1 protein-coding gene is annotated in these 431 nt (G+C 67.3%); it reads left to right on the top strand.

Going from position 1 to position 431, the window contains the following annotated elements:
* On the top strand, positions 1–369 hold a 369-nt coding region (locus GSF22_RS34195), incomplete at its 5' end, for a hypothetical protein (protein ID WP_208817994.1).
* Positions 370–431 lie beyond the last annotated feature (62 nt).

Genomic DNA, 431 nt, shown 5'->3' with positions numbered 1-431 from the left:
CTCATCGCCTGGCTGGCCGGGGAACAGACCCCCACCAAGGCCAACCTCGCCCGCCTGGACGCCGCGTACTGGGACCTGCGCCGCCGCAACGTCGTCGCCGACCTCAAACGCCGACTCAGCCGCCGCGGCCGCGGAACCCGCATCGAGATCGACCCCGTCGACCAGTCCCGCGTCCAACACAGACACCAGCGCGACCTGGAGACCCGCAACATCAACGTACGCGGCGCCGTATGGGACCGCGCCGTCGACGCCTGGATCGCCGAAGACACGCAGGAACTCGAAGCCATCTGGGACGACATCATCCAAAGCACCCTCGGTACCGACTGGGACGCCTACACCCACGTCTCCTCCATCGGCTGGGCCGCCTGAAAGCATCCATATCGCGAGAATCCCCAGGGAGCCAGCCGCTTTGCGCAGGTCAGAGCTCCTTC

It is taken from the genome of Micromonospora echinofusca (assembly GCF_017614955.1).
In the GTDB taxonomy this organism is placed as follows: Bacteria; Actinomycetota; Actinomycetes; order Mycobacteriales; family Micromonosporaceae; genus Micromonospora; species Micromonospora echinofusca_A.
The sequence above is the reverse complement of the archived record's forward strand: the minus strand, read 5'-3'. Positions and strand labels throughout refer to the sequence as shown.